The organism is Rothia nasimurium (assembly GCF_004569295.1).
In the GTDB taxonomy this organism is placed as follows: domain Bacteria; phylum Actinomycetota; class Actinomycetes; order Actinomycetales; family Micrococcaceae; genus Rothia; species Rothia nasimurium_B.
Map to the genome: position 1 here is coordinate 75,839 of NZ_SPQC01000003.1, position 17,025 is coordinate 92,863.

Below are 17,025 nucleotides of genomic sequence, written 5' to 3' on the forward strand. Positions count from 1 at the left end.
CCTGTCGATGGTGGTTTAGTTGAAGAGGCCCTCGCCCACGAAGCCGCCTTCGCGGGCACCGGCGGGTAGGGCGAAGACCGCTGAGCCGATGGGCACCGTCCAGGTGTTGAGCATATCGAGCTCGGCCAGGCGCTGCTGGATGGGGAGGAACTGCTTGACGGGGTCTGCCTGGTAGGAGCAGAAAATCAGACCGGTAGAGCTCACTCCCCCGCTGACCTGTTGGTGTTCTGAGAAGCCCGAGGCGTTCTGCACTGGCAGGTCGTAGTTGTAGCCCCGGCGTAGAATCTGCTCCACCCGGTTTTGGGCGGCGGCCCGGCGGATGTGGGCGTAGGGGGCGATGACGGTAAAGCCCAGGTCGTTCGTTGCTGAGAGGTCTGCGGGGGCGCGTTCTTCGGTGCCGGTCAGGGGGGCTCCGTTGGTGAGGTTGCGGCCCACGGCGTCTTCGCGGGCGGGGCGGTCGGCCTGGTCCCAGGTATCGAGGTTCATGTGGATACGGCGGATAATCAGGGAGGTGCCGCCCTCTTCCCAGGGGGTAAGTTCCTCGTGGTTGCCCCAGACGTAGGATTCCATGGTCCCATCCCCGGTGGAGGGGTTGACGGTTCCATCAACCTGGCCGAAGAGATTACGCATGGTCATGCCGTCCGGCTCACTGCCGTAGGCACGGCGGAAGCCCTCCTGCACCCAGCGCACCGAAGCGAAGCTGCGGGTGTTTTTGAGCAGGACGCGCTGGGCGTGAGCCAGGGTGAAACGGTCAGAGCAGCAGATTTGAAGGAGCAAATCGCCGTCGTTCCACTGGTCTTGGAGCTGGTCAATCTGCTCGAAGGCGGGCAGGGGGCGCAGCCAGGAGGGCTTCTTCTCGGGGGCTACGATATCGAAGATACGCTCGCCAAAGCCGAAGGTGACGGTGAGGTTAGCCGGTACGGTCGCGAGTTCCGGCTCCTGGTCGGTAATGGGGGCCCACCCTGTGGTGAGACGGGCGGCATCGTCGGTGAGCACGGTGAGCAGGCGGCGGACGCCGTCGCGGTCCAGTCCCGTGTTGAGGGCCAGGGCAATAAAGACGCCGTAGCTGGGGGCGGGGGTGTCGATGCCCGCCTGGCGGGGGCCGTAGAAGGGGACGACGGCTTCTTGCAGGGGCGGGCTGGTAGGCTCTTGCTCCCCCTCGTCGTTCATAGCTGTTGCAGCATATTGGCCTGCCAGAGTGGCAGCTACGCCGGTGCCCAGGCCCAGGGCGCCAGCAAGAGCTACACGCCGGTTGGTCCCGCGGAGGCTTGCAGCTTGTTCTTGGTCGCCCGGCTTGTCTTCTGGCTGGGGGCCAGTTTCTGCACCGCTCAGGGCCCGGTTGAGGTCTTCGTCAAATGAGCTAGTCATGGTGTTCCTTGGGGTGGCCTGCACCGTCGTCCGCCTCTTACAGGGGGGGCGGACGGCGGCGCAGGCCGCTTGCTACCTATCGGTAGCTAGGGGTGGGTGAGGTAGCTGGTGCCTTAGTTGCACTGGGGCAGCACAGCGGCGGCTGATTCACTGGCGCTGGCGTGGTCTGAGTGCATGGAGTGGTCGGTGGATTCGCTCGCTGCTGCATCAGCTGCGGTGCTCGCGGCGTCACCGGGGGCGTATTCTTCCTGGGCACCGGCGTAGTCACGCACGGTAGCTTCAAAGCTGACCTCGCCCGCTGAGGTCTGCAGGGTGAGGACGTCACTGGTACCTGCGGCGAGGGCACAGTTCATACCCATGAGCATGATGTGGTCCCCGCCGGGGGCCAGTTCGAGGGTGGCACCGGGCTCGATGGTGAAGCCACCTTCTACGGCCTTCATGGTGCTGGTTCCGCTCGTCGGGTCGATGACGGTGGTGTGCAGCTCGACCATGCTGGCGGTTGCGTTGCTGGCACCCTCGATGGTGATGGGGGTGTCCCCGGTGTTGGTGAGGGTGGCAAAGGCTGCGGTCATATCGCCGCTGTTGGCCTTGATCCAGGCTTCCTCGACGGTCAGCGGGGCGCTGCCCTCGCTTGCAGACGCGCTAGCGGTAGCGCCGGTGCTCGCACTTGCGGTGCTGGTTGCTGAGGTGTCGGCGCTGCTGCAGCCGGTCAGCACCAGCAGGGCGATAGCGGGCAGGGTGAGGGCAGGTAAAAATTTCTGTGATGACATGGTGTTTCTTCTTCGAATGCGAGGGTGGACGGCTTACTTGCGCTTGGTCTTGGCCAGCACGACGAGGGCTGAGCTCAGGGCTGCTACTGCCACAAGGGCCAGCACGACCTTGAGGGGGGTTGAAAGTCCCTCTGATGCCTGGCTCACGGGGTCGCTGGCAGCCGGGGTACCGGTGCCGGTGTTTTCTGATGAGGGTTCAGCCGCACCGGTGGTTGCAGCCTGGGTAGTAGCGTCCGTTGCCTTACTGCCCTGGCCCACGGTGTAGGTGAAGGTTCCCTGGATGGGGTGGCCGTCTGATGAGACAACACGCCAGGTGACGGTGTAGGTGTCATCGGCAGCGGCGGTGGATAGGTCCTGGGTGACCACGGTGCCGTCCACTTCGGGGTCTCCATCGGTGATGCTTTCACCGGCGGCGTTGGTGACGCGCACCTGGTTGGCCCCGTCCACGTCCATGATGTCGCCGCTGTAGGTGAGTTCTAGACTGGCGGGCGCTTCGGTGAGGATTGCCCCGTCAGTGGGGTTGGTGGAGACCAGTTCGTCGTGGGCAGCAGCCGGGTTCATGCCCAGCAGGCTACCTGCGGCGAGGGCCGCTGTGGCCACCAGGGTACGGGTTATGGGTGAGGCTGTACGAGCCTTAAACATAGGGATAGTCCTTGCTTGTCGAAAAGGTAGGTGGTGTTTCGGGGTTAGGCAAGGACGGGTGGGCCGCGGGGGGCGCGGCAGGTTCTGGTGAGCAGGCTGACGAGGTGGGCGGCGGTAGCAGCGACCGGCAGGGTGGGGGCTCCTAGGAGCGGATGCACCCGCACAGGTTCTAGACGGGCTCGTACATAACCCAGCAGGGCGCGGAGGGCCAGAAGTAGATGCTCCCCGTAGGCGAGCAGGCCAAAGGTAATAGCTGCCGCCAGGGTATGCCCGGCCCACATAGCAGGCCCGGCGTGGGCCAGTGGTTCTAGATGGGTAGCTCCCAGTAGGAGCTCAGACCCGTGATGGCTATGGCCGGCAGAAACCGGAGCTAGGGGCTGGCCGTGGCTGTAGAGGGCATGTAGAATGCCCTGACCTGCCAGGACGCCGAGGGCCAGGCTGGTGCGGGGCAGTTTGAGTCTCGTAAGACCGAGGGTCAGCAGGGCTGCTAGGGATGTTGCAAGGGCGAGGACGAGCGGGTGGGGCAGGTGCCCACCGGCTAACAGGTGGGAGGTGGCGCCTAGGCCGGTGGCGCTGCTGGCAATGAGCCAGGAGCGGGCTACCTGGTGCCCTCGGCGCATGGTTCCTCCCCTGCATGTGTGCGGCTTGTGTCTTGCCTGCCTATTATCTCACAGTCGAGCTGTTTTGGTCCTGCGGGTATAGCAAAAGGGCCACCCCGTAAGCGGGGTGACCCTTTTAAAGTCTGTTCAAGAATTTACTTCTTGGTGGAGACTGCTGCCTTCAGCTTTGAACCTGCGGTCAGCTTAACACCGTGACCTGCGGGAATCTGAATGGTTTCGCCGGTCTGCGGGTTGCGACCGGTACGAGCTGCACGGTCGGTGCGCTCAATTGCCATCCAGCCGGGGATGGTGATCTTCTCGCCCTTAGCAACAGATGCTTCGAAGACCTGGAACAGTGCGTCGAGCACACCGTTCACTGCTGCCTGGCTGGTGCCAGCCTTCTCTGCAACCTCTGCAACGAGTTCGCTACGGTTCTTAGCCATTGAATGCTCCTCCTGAGACTTTCAAAAAGTTAGTGGCTGGGTTAGCCCTGCTCACAAGGCTAACCGTATCAGCTACAGATTACCAGCTTGACTTGGTAACACCGGGCAGCTCGCCACGGTGTGCCATCTCGCGGAAGCGTACGCGGGAGATACCAAACTTCTGGAAGGTACCGCGGGGGCGGCCGTCGATCTGGTCGCGGTTGCGAACGCGAACGGGTGAAGCGTTGCGGGGCAGCTTCTGGAGGCCCAGGCGGGCTGCTTCGCGCTCTTCGGGGGTTGCGTTTTCGTCAACCAGGGTCTTCTTCAGTTCCAGGCGCTTTTCAGCGTAGCGTGCAACGATGACCTTGCGCTGCTCGTTGCGAGCAATCTTGGACTTCTTCGCCATTGTTTAGCGCTCCTCTCGGAAGTCAACGTGCTTGCGGACAACGGGATCGTACTTCTTGAGAACCATACGATCGGGGTTGTTACGGCGGTTCTTACGGGTAACGTAAGTGTAGCCGGTGCCCGCAGTGGACTTAAGTTTGATGATAGGACGTACGTCCTTAGCCTTTGATGCCATGTTTAAATCTTCTCTCCGCGTGCAAGGATGTCAGCAACTACTGCGTCGATACCACGTGCGTCGATAACCTTGATGCCCTTTGCAGAGACGTTCAGGGTTACGTTGCGACGAAGTGAGGGTACGTAGTACTTCTTCTTCTGTACGTTCGGATCGAAACGACGCTTGTTGCGGCGATGCGAGTGCGAAATGCTGTGTCCAAAGCCGGGAACAGCTCCGGTCACCTGGCAGACAGCTGCCATAGTTTTCTCCTCCAAATGTTGACGAAATGACGGTACGCAGTTGGCGTTCGCCAGTTTTCTGGCGATCAGCAATGGGCGTCCCGTCACCTATAGGTAGAGCACCGGGTTATTCTCCAAGGCTAGAGTGTTTGAGACTCCGCATCGGGTGAGAGGCCGATGGGAATCCCCGCCGCGGGAAAAACGGTGAAGCTTAGGTGTACGAGAGGTGTTGCCACCACTACGAACAGCCTTAAAGTCTAGGTAATTACGGGATACCACGCAACCTATGAGGCCAATAAAAAGCTTGCGTCAGCCGGTGCTGGTGCTACCTGCTCCGGTGTGCGCAAGCTGCTTTTCATAGACTCATTGGTGCGTTTGAACCTCCATCAATTCTACCGGGCTTTTAACTTTTCGCAAGTCATCTCAGGCTTTGATCCGCGGTTTTCCGCCCTTGCCAAGCGAACCTGGGCACCGGCGTCCGCCCCTGCCAACCGGGTAAATTACACGCGTGTAATCTTAAGTGTGATATTAACAGCTTAAGTCTTTTAATTCCGGCGCCTACCTGTTATAGGGCGGACTTAGCTTCTTCCGGCAGCACATCAAAGCGGGTCCAGGCGGGGTATTTGGGGCTGATATTGTCTCCGGAGCTGGTACCGCGCAGGCGGCGACCAATCCAGGGAACCACAAATTCCCGGGCCCATTTAGCGTTATCTAGGGCCTCTTGCACCCGGGTTTTGTGCAGGGGCGCGGGGATAACGGGGTCGCCGATACGAATGTTCTCAGCGCTCAGGGTTTCCAGCACCCGGCGGGCGGTCAGGGTATGGCCAGCGGCGTTCATGTGCAGACGGTCGGGGGCCCAGTAGCGCAGGTCTAAAAGCTCGTGCATACGCCAGTAGTCCACGACGGTGACGCCGCGGTCGTCCGCCACCTCGCGCAGTAGCTCGTTGAAGAGGGCAATTCGGGCGCGGTTACCGCTGAAGAATCCCTTGGGGCCGGGGTCAAAACCGGTCATGGTAAAGACTTCAATACCCTCATCGCGCAGGGTCTTAAAGGCCTCGTCATAGCGCACCATCAGGGCATCAACGTCGAAGCCCGGGCGCAGGGAGTCGTTACCGCCGCCCACGAGAGAAACCAGGTTGGGTTTGAGCTCCAGGGCAGGCTCTAGCTGCTCTTCGATAATAGGCACGAGCAGGCGCCCGCGGATCGCCAGGTTGGCGTACTGGGCTTTGGAATCTGCCAGCATGAACTGCTCGGCCACCCGGTCGGTCCATCCGCGCACCCCGTTGGGGCGGTCGGGGGCGTCATCCCCCACCCCTTCGCTGAAGGAATCTCCCAGGGCGACGTAACGGATAGATTCGTCTTTTCCGAGAATCGACATCATGCGGACTAGGCCTTTCTCTAGCAGGTAGGTACCAGGCCACTCTACCCCTCGGCCTGCCCCGCCTTCCAGTACCCCATAAAAGAGATGCTTTCTTTGGGTAGCCCGGCTTCATTCACGCAGATACGGCGCAGGGTTTTCACCACTGTTGATTCACCGGCAATTAGCACGTAGGTGCCGGTGGGGTTTTCGGCAAGGTGCCAGAGTGGGCTGTCTGCCTCCCTGTCGTCGGAGGGGGTAGCTGCTGGAGCAGGTTCGAGGGAACAGGCTGTGCGCAGGGCGCGGGTTAGCTGGTGCCCGCGCATTTGGCCGGGGGTTCGGGCCAGCACCTGCAGGCGGACGCCCGGCACCCGCTGGGCAGCCTGCCGCACCTCGGGGAGGCGGTCGAGGGCGTCCTGAGCACCGGGTACCTCAAGAAATACCGCCCCGGTGGCGCTGGCGGGCAGGGAGCGCAGGGTGGAGAGCAGGGCGGGCGCTGCGGTTTCGTCGCCGAGCAGGAGCAGTGAGGACGCAGCACCGGGGTTATAGGAGGACCAAAGGGTAGAGCCGCGCAGGGGTGCCAAGATAGAAACCTGCTGCCCCACCTGCGTCTGTTCAGCCCAGGCTGAGCCGGGCCCGCTGGTTCCCTGGGCGTCGGTGTGGAGGACAAAGTCCACGTCGATTTCAGGTTGCAGGTCGGCCGGCAGATCACGAGCCAGGGGCTCCAGGTCGGCTTCAGCGGCCGGGAGCATGCCCAGCAGGGGTGTTTCGTCCAGCCCGACAGAGGGTACCAGCCGGGAATTGCTCACGGTGTAGGTGCGCATGTGCCCGCGCTCTGTTTCGGGGGCTGAGCGCCACCGGGCCCGCCAGGAGGTATCGAGCTCAATCATAGTGGGGCCGCTGGCACCAGCGGGCGGGATGAAGAGTTTGATGTAGGCGTCGTAGACCTGCCCCGTGCCGTCAGAGAGAGGGGCGGCAGCGTGCAGCAGGGACCGGCCAGTCAGCGATACCCGCACAAAGGAGTCGGTCAGCTGCTCAACCCGTGAGACGGTCACGGGGAACACCCCGTACTGGTTAATGGAGCGTTTAACCTCGCGGCGGGCAGAAGAGCGGTGTTCGGACGATCGGGGCACGGACGGGCGGGGCTTAGGCAAGATTCTGACCCGCTGGGTTTTCTGCCGGGTCGCCTACAGGGCGGGCGTGGGGCACCACGACGGTGGAGCCGTCCCCCAGGGGGTCTGCGACCGATGCCCGCAGGCCGAAGATCCGGTGTAGGTTCTCCTCCGTCATGACCTTGGCGGCGGTACCGGCGGCGGCAATTTCTCCGTCCTTCATGGCAACCAGGTGGTGGGCAACACGGGCTGCCAGGTTGAGTTCGTGCAGCACCATGACCATGGTGGTTCCGCGGCGGTCGTTGATGTCGGCCAAAAGGTCAAGGAGTTCTACCTGGTGGGCGAGGTCCAGGTAGGTGGTGGGTTCATCCAGCAGCAGGATGTCGGTGTCCTGGGCCAGAGCCATCGCGATCCAGACGCGCTGGCGCTGGCCGCCAGAGAGTTCGGTGACCTGCCGTTCAGCCAGCTCCAGGGTGTTGGTGGCTTCTAGGGCCCAGGCGACTGCGGCGTCGTCCTCCCTGGTGTTGCCACGAAAGAGCCCCTGGTAGGGGTAGCGGCCGCGGGAGACCAGGTCAGCCACGGTAATTCCTTCGGGGGCGATAGGGCTCTGCGGCAGCAGGCCAACCATGCGGGCGAATTCCTTGCCGCCGTAGGAGACGACCGGTTGACCGTCCAGGGTAATCTCGCCGCTGCTGGGTTTAAGCAGGCGGGAGATACCGCGCAGCAAGGTGGATTTACCGCAACCGTTGGGGCCGATGATGGCGGTAATTTTTCCGGCGGGGATGCTCAACGAGAGGTCGGGCACGATGGTGCGGTCGCCATAGCCCAGGCGCACGTGGGTGACGGTGAGATCGCGAGGCGTTACGGTTTTCACGAACTTAGCTTCTTTCGGGTGAGCGGGTCAGCAGCCAGATGAGGGCGGGGGCGCCGAAGGCACCGGTGAGGACGCCGGCGGGCAGGTTGATGCCGCCGGGGATGAGGTTGGAGCCGATAAAGTCGGCGAGCACGACCAGGCTGGCCCCGGTCAGGGCAGCGGCGGTGAGGTTGTGGCGTCCGCCGGTCAGGGCCCGGGTGATGGGCCCGGCCATAAAGGCCACGAAGGATAGGGGGCCGGTGGCGGCGGTGGCGACAGCTACCAGGAGCACGCCCAGGGCGATGAAACTGGTGCGGACGGCGCGGGTCGGCACGCCCAGCCCCAGAGCCAGTTCTTCCCCTACCGCGGTGGCGTGCAGGGGGCGGGCGAACAGGATGAGGGGCAGCAGGAGGGGCAGAAGGAGAAGGGCCAGCAGGCTGATGCGGTCCCAGTTAGCGGTAGAGAGGGAGCCTGCCAGCCAGTGGGTCAGGGTCTGGGCGCTGGTGGTTGAGGTGCGCGAGAGCAGGTACTGCATCAAGGCTGAGGCCAGGGCCGAGATGCCCAAACCGACCAGGATAAAGCGGTTGCCCGCACCCCCGTCGCCAGCGGACAGGGCCATGATGACAAGGGCTACGAGCAGGGCAACAGCTATAGCGAGCAGGGTGAGCGGCAGCCCGCCCAGCCCCAGAAAAACAATACCGATGACGGCACCCAGAGCAGCCCCGTTGGATACGCCGATGATATCGGGGCTGGCAATGGGGTTACGCAGGAGCAGCTGGAAGATAGCCCCGCCCAGACCAAAGGCTGCCCCGGCCAGGGCACCGAGGACGGCGCGGGGTAGTTTTTCTTCCATGACGATGTAGCGAGCACCCTTGGCGGTCTCGATAGTTCCGCCGCCGAGGATTGTGAAGAAATCGGGGATAGTCACGGTGTAGGAGCCCAAAAGCACGCGCACCGCGCACACCGCAATCAGGGTCAGAGTAAGACCGATAATAGCGAGGGCTGGGCGGCGGCGGGCACGGGCGCGGACGCTAGCCACCGTGTGGGTGGCACTTTGGGCAGCGCCCCGAGGCTGGGTGCCAGGTAGGGTCGGCATTAGAGGTTAACCGTCTTACCGCGTCGTACCAGATAAATAAAGACGGGCACCCCCAGGGCTACCATCATGACGCCCACCTGGATTTCCTGGGGTGGGGTGATGACGCGTCCGGCAGTGTCTGCCAAGATAAGCAGGGCTGCCCCGAACAGGGAGGAGAGGGGCAGTAGGGACCGGTAGTCGGCGCCGGCGAGCGCGCGCATGGCGTGCGGGGCGAGCAGGCCGAGGAAGGCGATGGGGCCGGTGAGGGCGAGGGCGGTACCGACCAGCAGGGTGATACCGCCGGTGATGACGAGGCGGCGGGCGGCAACGTTTTCGCCCAGGGAGGCTGCCATGTCATCGCCCAGGGCAAAGCTGTTAATGGTTTTCGCTCCGGTGAGAACGATGATAGCGCCGATGGCCAGTAGCGGGGCGGCTACCGCCAAGTCAGGGAGGCTGGCTCCGGCTACGGTTCCGACTTGCCAGCGGCGCAGGTTATCGAGGGTGGTCTGGTTGGTCAGGATCAGGGCGCTGGTGACCGAACCTAAACCGGCGGTAAGGGCTGCGCCCATGAGGGCTAGTTTGATGGGGGTCGCTCCCCCGGTGCCGAGTGAGGCCAGGGCGTAGACGGCAAGGGCTGAAGCGACCGCGCCGATAAAGGCCCAGAGGGCAAAGGCCGCTGTGGAGTCGGCGGCAAAGAAGGTGATACCGGCTACCACCGCGCAGGCTGCCCCCGCGTTGATGCCGAGAATTCCGGGGTCCCCTAGGGGGTTGCGGGTGATGCCCTGGAGCCCTGCCCCGGCAAGCCCCAGCCCTGCGCCCACGACCCCGGCGGTCAGCGTCCGCACCGCCCGCTGGGTGAGCACCGCCGCGTCCGCTTCTGCAACCTGCCCGCCGGCCAGGTAGTCCAGCAGGGTTCCCGGGCTGATGGGGCGGGTGCCCAGGGCCAAGCTGGCTAGGGCTGCTCCTACAAGGAGCAGGCCCAGCAGGAGGAACAGCGCCAGTAGCCGCCGCGCTCCCCCGCTGGGGGTGGCACGGCGGCTAGAGGGGTGCCGGGTGGGCGCGGAGGTCACCGGTTAGGACGCCTGGCTTGCGTCGATAGCGGCCGAGAGCTTGGCCAGGGTTTCGGTCTGGTTGATAGCCCAGTCCAGGGAGAGCGGGGACGCTGCCGAAAGGGCCAGGGAGATAGCAGCGTCGGTTTCAACAACCAGGCCGCCGTTCGCTACGGCGGGCATCTGGGAGAAGAGGGTGTTGCTCTTGATGGCTTCTTCGTCGGAGTCGCTGGTGCCCCAAGCCCAGACCAGGTCTGACTGCACTTCGGGCAACACCTCACCTGAGATGGTCATGAAGAAGGCGTCGGCTTCGGTGGCGTTCTGCTCGATGTAGGGGGCGATGTTCATGCCCAGGGAGGTGAGGAACTGGGAGCGGGAGTCGCTTGCTACGTAGGCTGAGAGGGTCTGGGCTTCGAGGTCGAACATGCCGGCGACGAAGGTCTTACCTGCCAGGTTGGAGTACTTGGCTGCGGCCTCGTCGATGGTCTTGTTGGTGGCCTCGATGAGGGCGGCGCCCTCGTCGTCCTTCTGGAGCATGGCGGCGGCCTGGTTGACGACGTCCTCCCAGGAGGCGGCGTAGGCGCCTACGCTCTCGGGCATGGCGACCACGGGGGCGATGGCGGTGAGCTTGTCGTAGACTTCCTGGGTCATGTCGCCGTAGACGGAGAAGATAGCGTCGGGGGCCAGGGTGGCGAGGGCTTCGTAGTCGGGGCCGTCGGTTTCGTCGTAGGTCACGGGGGCTGTGCCGCCGAGTTCGGCCAGCTTGGCATCGAACCAGTCGGTGGAGCCGTTGGCGTTGGCGCCGTAGGTAACGACGGGGGTGCCGGCGGGTACTACGCCGAGGGCCAGGAGGACGTCGGGGTTCTTCCAGAAGTTCACGACAGCAATTTTCTGGGGTACCGCGCTGAAGGTGGTCTCGCCGAAGGCGTGCTTGACGGTGTAGCTCTCACCTGAGGCTGCTGAGCTGGTGCTGCTGCTTGAGGTGTCGTTGGAGCCGGTGGTGCAGGCTGTGAGCAGGCCGGTGAGGGCGGTAGCTGCGGTGGCCTTGAGGAAGGCGCTACGAGTGATGACGACCATGGTCTTGTGTTCTCCTGGGAAGGGTGTTTGGTTCTATAGGGCTATCTATAGAACTGCTTAGGTGCCCCTAAGCCAGGAATAACACTATCTTTTGTTTGCGTATTTGTGCAAACGCTGGGTAACTAGGTGCGCACGGTGAGATAGGAGCAAGTTGTGCTTTTCGTGTGCGCCCCCAGGCTCGCGCTCAGCAGCTTGCACGATAACTGGTGTTCTGTTTTTGGGCACAAAGAGAGCCCCCTACCGGATTCGAACCGGTGACCCCCTGTTTACAAGACAGGTGCTCTGGCCAGCTGAGCTAAGGAGGCAAGACTTTTCAAGTGTACCCGATATTGCGGGCGGGTGCATGTTATCTGCGGGCGTCTAGTCGGTAGTGGTGCAGGGGCAGGCGGGCTGCGAGGGCTTGGGTGAGTTGTTGGTCGTGGGTGGCGACGATAGCGCTGCCTCCTGCGGCGCAGTGGGCAGCGATGAGCGCTGCGACCCGCTCAAGGCCGGGTGCCTCTAGCCCTGCGGTGGGTTCATCGAGGAGTAGGCACGACGCCCCGGCGGCGAGCGCTTCTGCTAGGGCAAGCAAGTGCTGTTCAGCGGGGAGCAGGTCGAGGGGGTGTATTTCACCGGAGTCGGTAGGCAGGACGGCGTCGCGCAGGGCTTCGCGAATAGGGCCACTAACTTTCGCCCCGCTCCCTAGCTTTATGTCGGCATCCACGGTGGAGGCCAAGAAGTGGTGGGCAGGGGTCTGCGCGACCAGCTGGGCAAGGGCGACGCGGGCGGGGGCGTCCTGCCGGTAGGGCTGTAGCCCGCCGATGGTGAGCTGCCCGGCGGCTGGGGGTAGGAGCCCCGCGATGGTGCGCAGCAGGGTGGATTTTCCGGCGCCGTTGGGGCCGGTGAGGATCAGGCAGTCGCCGGGGGTAAGGTCCAGCTTAATACCGGTAGCAACGGGGGTAGCTACCGATTTCTTCCACCGGCGGCGGACCGGGGTAACCGGGGATATAGAGAGGTCACGGGCCAGGATGTCTGCCGCGGCTCGGGCGGGCAAGGGCGGCAGAGACGGTGCCCCAGCAGACGGTGAAACACCATCCCCTAGGTTTTCAAGACTAGCGGCAAGGCTCTTTTCATCGGCCTGGGGCCTGGCTGAGGCCCAGGCCAAATCTGCCGGGTAGCGGGTAAAAGCGTCCAGCACCCGGGCCCGCATGGCATCGTCGAGGCCGAGCAGGGGTTCGTCCAGGGCTAGAGCTGGCACAGCCGCCCCGTCGAGGTTTCCATCCACCCGCCCCAGCACCAGGTAGGCTGCCAGGGCTACCAGCTGGGTTTGCCCACCCGAAAGTTGCAGGGGGTGGGCTCCCAGTAAGTTGGTAATCCCAAGGTCAGCGGCGACAGCCTGCACAGCCCGGTGGAGCTGATCCCGGCTATCCACAACCTGTTCTACCCCCAGGGCAATTTCTTCGGCCCCGGTGGGTACCAGCCCCGTCATCAGGGCATGGGGGTTAGAGGGCACAAAGAGCCCACTCCGTTCCTGGGCCCAGGCCTGTAGCCGGGCAGACTTTCCGGTTCCCCGGGCCCCAAGAACCAGCGTCCGCGTATAGATCACAGCAGCACCCCCGTATAAGCAGCAAGCACAAGTAGGCAGGCCAGCGGCAGGAGCACCCAGCGAAGGTAGCCCTGGGTGCGGCTGTCGGCGTAGTCTTGCCAGAAAATTCTGGGCCCGGCCCGGTCAATCCCGCGCGCAGCTAGGGTTACCCCGCGCACCTCGTGGTCGAGCAACAGCAGGTTGAAAAGGGCGGACGCTGTCCGCACCCCCAACCAGGCGCGGGCTCCTCGCGACCCGTCGGCCATGCCTCGGGCTCGGGCGGCCCGCTGCACTAGGCGGGAGTAGTGGGCCAGCTGGGCCGGGGCGTTGAGCGAAGCGACCAGCAGGTAGATGAGCCTAGGCGGCAGTCCCCAGACGGTCAGGGCATAGCGCAGACCAGCAGCCCCTGTGGGTAGAATCAGCAGGGCGCAGGCCGACCCGAAGGCCAGAATCTGTAGGGCTAGGACCATGCCAGCCCGGGCGCCCTCGGCGGTCACTTCAAACACCATCCAGGGCACGGGCGCCCAGGTTGCCCATACGGTTTCTCCCCCGCGTGACACCAGTTGGATGATAAAAGCCATCACCGCAACCGGCACCAGCCCTACCAGAACCAGGCGTACCCAGGGGGAAAGCGTCCGTCCTGCCCCGTGCAGGGCGATGAGCACAGCCAGCAGCCCCGCCTGCCAGATCAGTGGCAGCGGGGCAAAGGCTAGCAGGAGCCCGGCGCAGCCCAGGGTGACCCAGGTGCGGGGGTTCAGGGTGGGGGTACTCACCGGTTAGCGGCCGAACTGACGACGGGCGCGGGCGGGCAGACCCTTGATGATAAGCCAGACCAGGACGAAGGCAATGGTCTTATCGAGCGGGTCAGAGAGCAAGGACTGCAGGGTTGTAGCACCCAGCAGGGACTGGCCAGCAGCTTGCAGGGCCGCAACCACGGAACCGGTACCCACGCCCTGGCCGCCGCCAAAGACGAAGGCGGCGATGGGGGCGCCGACGAACCCGGCCAGGATGCCGGTGATAAAGCCCGCGAGCAGGGCACCCCAGAGTTTGCGGAAGAGACCCAGGCGGCCAGCGTAACCGGCCAAGAAGCCGATGAGGGCGGCGCCGGCGACGAAAGGAATGGTGGTGGGGTTAATGGTGAGACCCCAGGCCAGGTTGGTGATAATACCGGTCATGGCTCCGGCGGCGGGGCCGGCCAGCACACCGATGAGCACGGTGGCAACGGAGTCAAGGTAGAGGGGAATACCCGAGAAGCCAATGAGCTGGCCCACGATGATGTTGAAAGCTGCCGCAAAGGGAATCAGGGCGATGGTGGCAAGGGGCAGGCGGCTCAGGTTAGCCGCCAGAAGCAGTAGGACGCCCGCGGTATAGCCCAGTATGAGCGGCAGGGAGATAGCGGCTTGGGCATCGCTGGTGCCTTCCAGGTAGCCCGCGTAGTTGGTGGTGCCGCCTGCGGTGAAGACGGCCCAGGTGTAGGTTCCTGCGATCACCAGGACGGCGAGCAGGTTGAGCACCTTCTGGGAGGTGGTTAGCGGTGTGTTGTGTTCTGGGTTTTTACCGAGGAGCCCGGCAGCTACCGAGGTCCTCTGCCCAGACGTTGAGGGCTCTGAGGTGGTGTGTGATGAGGGGGCCATACCCACCCCTTTCTGTAGAATAATTGTTCTTTTTATTTTTTTGAGCTGGGTCTAGTCAGTCCCCTTTGGGGCGTAGACAGCCCGGACGGTCTGGATCAGGTGCTCAAAAAATTCAGGGGCCCGGGCGCTGATCAGGGCCTGGGCGTTGGGGTCTTTCCCCCAGCGCCCTAGCCAGTCAGCAACCACTTGGCCGCGGGTAAGGGTACCGGCAAGCTCAACGTCGAGCGTCACCGGTGTAGTCTCCCCGAGCTGGGTGTGGGCCTGGCCGTCGGCGGCCAGGGCGCGGTTCACAGCCAGAGCAGTTACGAAGGGGTCGTGCACGTGGGCGATAAACCCCAGCTTGTCCCACTCGTGGAATTCCATGTAAAACTGCAGGGCCCCATCCAGGGCGGTAAAGAGCTCTCCCCCACCGGCCAGTAGACGCTCGCGCAGCTGAGGAGTCATCACCGTGTTCTCGGTGCTATCCAGCGGGCAGAGCAGGGGCGCATAGGGCAGGTCGAGACCAGGGCGGCTATAGGCAGCTAAGACCTCGTGCAGGGCTTCGGGGTCAGAATGCACGTTCCACTCGGTGGTGGGCATCGTGTTCCCCCGGTGGTTCAGGGCCCCACCCATGATGGTCAAGCTGGCTAAGTAACGGGGCAGCTCTGGATCCTGCCGTAGAGCCAGCGCCAGATTAGTTGAAGGACCCAGGACGAGCCCGTGCAGCTTTCCGGGGAAACGGCGGGCGGTCTGCACCCACAGGTCTGCCCCTTCGCCGTGGGAACACCCCGTGGGCCTGGTCTGCCCGGGGAGCAGGCCGTGGCCCGTACCCAGCGGGCCGTGGGTTTCTTCGGTGGTGGTGAGCGGCTGGGCCAGCGGGTTCTCAGCTCCTAGAGCCCAGGGGGTACCCTGCCCGCCAAGTAGCTCCAGCAGACCGCGGACGTTGCGTCCTACCTGCTCGGTACTCACGTTCCCGCCGGTTGCCACGATACCTTCCACAGCAACCTGCGGGTGGGCAAAAGCGTAGGTGAGGGCAAGGGTGTCGTCGACGCCGGGGTCGCAGTCGATGAGGAGGTGCAGGGTCATGAAATCTTTACGGTACTAGGTGGTCGGTTACTGGTGATGGGGCAGGCTGACGTCCCCAGCGCGGGGCACACAAAAGGGGCAGCTACTCGCCTTTACCCTGCTGTGAGCACAGGCAAAGGCGTGTAGCTGCCCCTACACCTTGTGTACCAGTTTAGTACACAGCGGCCAGGCTTTCTACAGCCTGTTTACGGGGTGAACTTAGGCGTTCTTCTTAGCTTCAATCTTTGCGGTGATCCAGGCGTTGAAGTCAGTTGAGTTGAAGACCTCGCCGTCAGCGAAGACGGTGGGGGTGCCGCTGATACCGTTGGAAGCTGATTCGAGGGTGACGGTCTGGACTAGCGGACGCCAGGTGTTGTTAGCGACGTCGTCCTTTACGTCTGCACCGTACTTCTCAGCGATAGCAACGAGCTCTTCGTTAGAGAGACCGCCGGTGCCCTGGTGGGTGAAGATTTCCTTCTGGAAGTTCAGGAAGTCTTCGGTGGAGACCTGGTTAGCTACAGAGTAGGCTACGTTGTTGGTGCGGGCTGAGTAGAAGGTGGGGCTGGAGGCGTCCAGGAAGGTCAGGTTACGGATCTCCAGGGTAATGTCACCGCTAGCAACCAGGGCTGCGATAGTGTCTGCATTTTCAGTTTCGAACTGGGCGCAGTGCACGCAGTTGTAGTCCTGGAAGATGGTCAGACGGACGGGCTCACCGTTATTGTCTGCTTCTTCGGGCAGGGCTACGCCCAGGGGCATCTTGGCTTCGGAGCCGTCAGCTGCGGTGTAGGTTGCTTCTGAGGTGCCCAGGTCGTTGCTGTCGCGGCTGGCTTCGGTGCTGGTGTTCTGCTCGATACCGTTAGCGGTCAGGACGATGCCGCCGTACTGGTTAGCTGATGCGGGCACCGGGCCTGCGTCGGCAATCTGGTTGCGGTTGCCGTTGATGACGACGACTGCAACGATGGCCACGATGAGGGCGATGACGCCGAGGACGGTGAACTGAATCCAGCGAGTGGATGATTTTGAGGTTTTCTTGGCCTGCTGTGCCGCCAGCTGGCGGGCACGCTCGCGGGCGTCAGTGGAGGGGTTTCCCTTAGACACAGATGTGCCTCACTTTCGTACGTGCGTTCTTGATAGGTTCAAGCCTACCGCGATTTGACGGGGATATCTCCCCTTCCACAAAACCTCAAACTACTTTCCCAGGAAACTATTAGTTTAGGTGAGGGCTGGCTCAGAGCGCTTATCTCTCGCGCCCGATAGGGTATAAAAAGTGGGTGCTAGATTTTTTATGCTTAAAACAAAAAGGCCCTGGACAATCTGTCCAGGGCCTTCCTATATCCCAATCAAAAACCGGCAGTAACCTACTCTCCCACACCGTCACCAGTGCAGTACCATCGGCGCAAAGAGCCTTAACTTCCGGGTTCGGAATGGAACCGGGTGTTTCCCTCTCGCTATAACCACCGTAAACCTACGATGACCACCCCACCAAAAACAAGGGGGGCAACAACAAACCCAAACAGGTTATTGCCTCAAAACCATACAGTGGACGCAAACACCAAACACACTCAGTCAAAAAATGTAAGCCTTCGGACTATTAGTACCAGTCAACTCCACGGGCATTCCCCGCGTCCATACCTAGCCTATCAACCCCATCATCTATAGGG

Annotated in this window: 19 protein-coding genes, 1 tRNA gene and 1 rRNA gene; all 21 read right to left on the minus strand. The window is 63.0% G+C overall.

Going from position 1 to position 17,025, the window contains the following annotated elements; all coding sequences use genetic code 11:
- Nucleotides 1-15 precede the first annotated feature (15 nt).
- Entirely contained in the window at nt 16-1,368 is a 1,353-nt protein-coding gene (locus E4U03_RS01485; RefSeq protein ID WP_135011227.1) for a Dyp-type peroxidase, read from the minus strand.
- Nucleotides 1,369-1,481: 113 nt separating this feature from the next.
- Entirely contained in the window at nt 1,482-2,138 is a 657-nt protein-coding gene (locus E4U03_RS01490) for a copper chaperone PCu(A)C (protein WP_135011228.1), read from the minus strand.
- Between the two features lie 33 nt (nt 2,139-2,171).
- The gene (locus tag E4U03_RS01495) at nt 2,172-2,780 is read right to left on the minus strand and encodes a copper resistance CopC family protein (protein ID WP_135011229.1); all 609 of its coding nucleotides are present in this window, start codon (nt 2,778-2,780) and stop codon (nt 2,172-2,174) included.
- A gap of 44 nt (nt 2,781-2,824) precedes the next feature.
- Nucleotides 2,825-3,400, minus strand: coding sequence for a hypothetical protein (locus E4U03_RS01500; protein ID WP_135011230.1), 576 nt, complete (start codon nt 3,398-3,400; stop codon nt 2,825-2,827).
- Nucleotides 3,401-3,534: 134 nt separating this feature from the next.
- A complete protein-coding gene (locus E4U03_RS01505) occupies nt 3,535-3,822 on the minus strand; it encodes an HU family DNA-binding protein (protein WP_083090531.1) in 288 nt (95 codons plus the stop codon).
- 79 nt (nt 3,823-3,901) lie between these two features.
- A complete protein-coding gene (gene rpsN / locus E4U03_RS01510; RefSeq protein ID WP_135011231.1) occupies nt 3,902-4,207 on the minus strand; it encodes a 30S ribosomal protein S14 in 306 nt (101 codons plus the stop codon).
- Nucleotides 4,208-4,210: 3 nt separating this feature from the next.
- On the minus strand, nt 4,211-4,381 hold the full coding sequence (rpmG, locus tag E4U03_RS01515) for a 50S ribosomal protein L33 (protein WP_083090533.1): 171 nt from the start codon (nt 4,379-4,381) through the stop codon (nt 4,211-4,213).
- Nucleotides 4,382-4,383: 2 nt separating this feature from the next.
- On the minus strand, nt 4,384-4,620 hold the full coding sequence (gene rpmB, locus E4U03_RS01520) for a 50S ribosomal protein L28 (protein WP_083090534.1): 237 nt from the start codon (nt 4,618-4,620) through the stop codon (nt 4,384-4,386).
- A gap of 544 nt (nt 4,621-5,164) precedes the next feature.
- A complete protein-coding gene (locus tag E4U03_RS01525) occupies nt 5,165-5,980 on the minus strand; it encodes an SGNH/GDSL hydrolase family protein (protein ID WP_228065684.1) in 816 nt (271 codons plus the stop codon).
- Nucleotides 5,981-6,021: 41 nt separating this feature from the next.
- Entirely contained in the window at nt 6,022-7,110 is a 1,089-nt protein-coding gene (locus E4U03_RS01530) for a siderophore-interacting protein (RefSeq protein ID WP_135011232.1), read from the minus strand.
- The gene (locus E4U03_RS01535) at nt 7,103-7,942 is read right to left on the minus strand and encodes an ABC transporter ATP-binding protein (RefSeq protein WP_135011233.1); all 840 of its coding nucleotides are present in this window, start codon (nt 7,940-7,942) and stop codon (nt 7,103-7,105) included. Before E4U03_RS01535 ends, E4U03_RS01530 begins: the two co-directional genes overlap by 8 nt.
- 4 nt (nt 7,943-7,946) lie before the next feature.
- A complete protein-coding gene (locus E4U03_RS01540) occupies nt 7,947-9,017 on the minus strand; it encodes a FecCD family ABC transporter permease (protein WP_135011234.1) in 1,071 nt (356 codons plus the stop codon).
- Complete coding sequence (locus E4U03_RS01545) at nt 9,017-10,066, minus strand: FecCD family ABC transporter permease (RefSeq protein ID WP_135011235.1); 1,050 nt, start codon at nt 10,064-10,066, stop codon at nt 9,017-9,019. The genes E4U03_RS01540 and E4U03_RS01545 overlap by 1 nt, the downstream gene beginning before the upstream one ends.
- Before the next feature lie 3 nt (nt 10,067-10,069).
- Nucleotides 10,070-11,122, minus strand: coding sequence for an ABC transporter substrate-binding protein (locus E4U03_RS01550; protein ID WP_135011236.1), 1,053 nt, complete (start codon nt 11,120-11,122; stop codon nt 10,070-10,072).
- A gap of 231 nt (nt 11,123-11,353) precedes the next feature.
- Nucleotides 11,354-11,427: transfer RNA gene (locus E4U03_RS01555), tRNA-Thr, on the minus strand.
- A gap of 41 nt (nt 11,428-11,468) precedes the next feature.
- Nucleotides 11,469-12,614, minus strand: a complete 1,146-nt coding sequence (locus tag E4U03_RS01560; RefSeq protein ID WP_135011237.1) for an ATP-binding cassette domain-containing protein — start codon at nt 12,612-12,614, stop codon at nt 11,469-11,471.
- A gap of 89 nt (nt 12,615-12,703) precedes the next feature.
- Nucleotides 12,704-13,459, minus strand: a complete 756-nt coding sequence (locus tag E4U03_RS01565) for an energy-coupling factor transporter transmembrane component T family protein (protein ID WP_135011238.1) — start codon at nt 13,457-13,459, stop codon at nt 12,704-12,706.
- Nucleotides 13,460-13,462: 3 nt separating this feature from the next.
- Entirely contained in the window at nt 13,463-14,320 is an 858-nt protein-coding gene (locus E4U03_RS01570; RefSeq protein ID WP_135011239.1) for a hypothetical protein, read from the minus strand.
- Nucleotides 14,321-14,371: 51 nt separating this feature from the next.
- Nucleotides 14,372-15,385, minus strand: a complete 1,014-nt coding sequence (locus tag E4U03_RS01575; protein ID WP_135011240.1) for a nucleoside hydrolase — start codon at nt 15,383-15,385, stop codon at nt 14,372-14,374.
- 198 nt (nt 15,386-15,583) lie between these two features.
- On the minus strand, nt 15,584-16,462 hold the full coding sequence (locus E4U03_RS01580; RefSeq protein ID WP_135011241.1) for a DsbA family protein: 879 nt from the start codon (nt 16,460-16,462) through the stop codon (nt 15,584-15,586).
- Between the two features lie 247 nt (nt 16,463-16,709).
- Nucleotides 16,710-16,826: ribosomal RNA gene (gene rrf / locus E4U03_RS01585) — 5S ribosomal RNA — on the minus strand.
- Nucleotides 16,827-17,025: the final 199 nt, after the last annotated feature.

Coding starts and splice junctions, on each gene's coding strand:
- rpmG (WP_083090533.1), bottom strand. CDS start 4,381: ATGGCATCAAAGGCTAAGGACGTACGTCCTATCATCAAACTTAAGTCC.
- rpsN (WP_135011231.1), bottom strand. CDS start 4,207: ATGGCGAAGAAGTCCAAGATTGCTCGCAACGAGCAGCGCAAGGTCATC.
- E4U03_RS01490 (WP_135011228.1), bottom strand. CDS start 2,138: ATGTCATCACAGAAATTTTTACCTGCCCTCACCCTGCCCGCTATCGCC.
- E4U03_RS01540 (WP_135011234.1), bottom strand. CDS start 9,017: ATGCCGACCCTACCTGGCACCCAGCCTCGGGGCGCTGCCCAAAGTGCC.
- E4U03_RS01505 (WP_083090531.1), bottom strand. CDS start 3,822: ATGGCTAAGAACCGTAGCGAACTCGTTGCAGAGGTTGCAGAGAAGGCT.
- E4U03_RS01550 (WP_135011236.1), bottom strand. CDS start 11,122: ATGGTCGTCATCACTCGTAGCGCCTTCCTCAAGGCCACCGCAGCTACC.
- E4U03_RS01500 (WP_135011230.1), bottom strand. CDS start 3,400: ATGCGCCGAGGGCACCAGGTAGCCCGCTCCTGGCTCATTGCCAGCAGC.
- E4U03_RS01525 (WP_228065684.1), bottom strand. CDS start 5,980: ATGATGTCGATTCTCGGAAAAGACGAATCTATCCGTTACGTCGCCCTG.
- E4U03_RS01485 (WP_135011227.1), bottom strand. CDS start 1,368: ATGACTAGCTCATTTGACGAAGACCTCAACCGGGCCCTGAGCGGTGCA.
- E4U03_RS01575 (WP_135011240.1), bottom strand. CDS start 15,385: ATGACCCTGCACCTCCTCATCGACTGCGACCCCGGCGTCGACGACACC.
- E4U03_RS01495 (WP_135011229.1), bottom strand. CDS start 2,780: ATGTTTAAGGCTCGTACAGCCTCACCCATAACCCGTACCCTGGTGGCC.
- rpmB (WP_083090534.1), bottom strand. CDS start 4,620: ATGGCAGCTGTCTGCCAGGTGACCGGAGCTGTTCCCGGCTTTGGACAC.
- E4U03_RS01570 (WP_135011239.1), bottom strand. CDS start 14,320: ATGGCCCCCTCATCACACACCACCTCAGAGCCCTCAACGTCTGGGCAG.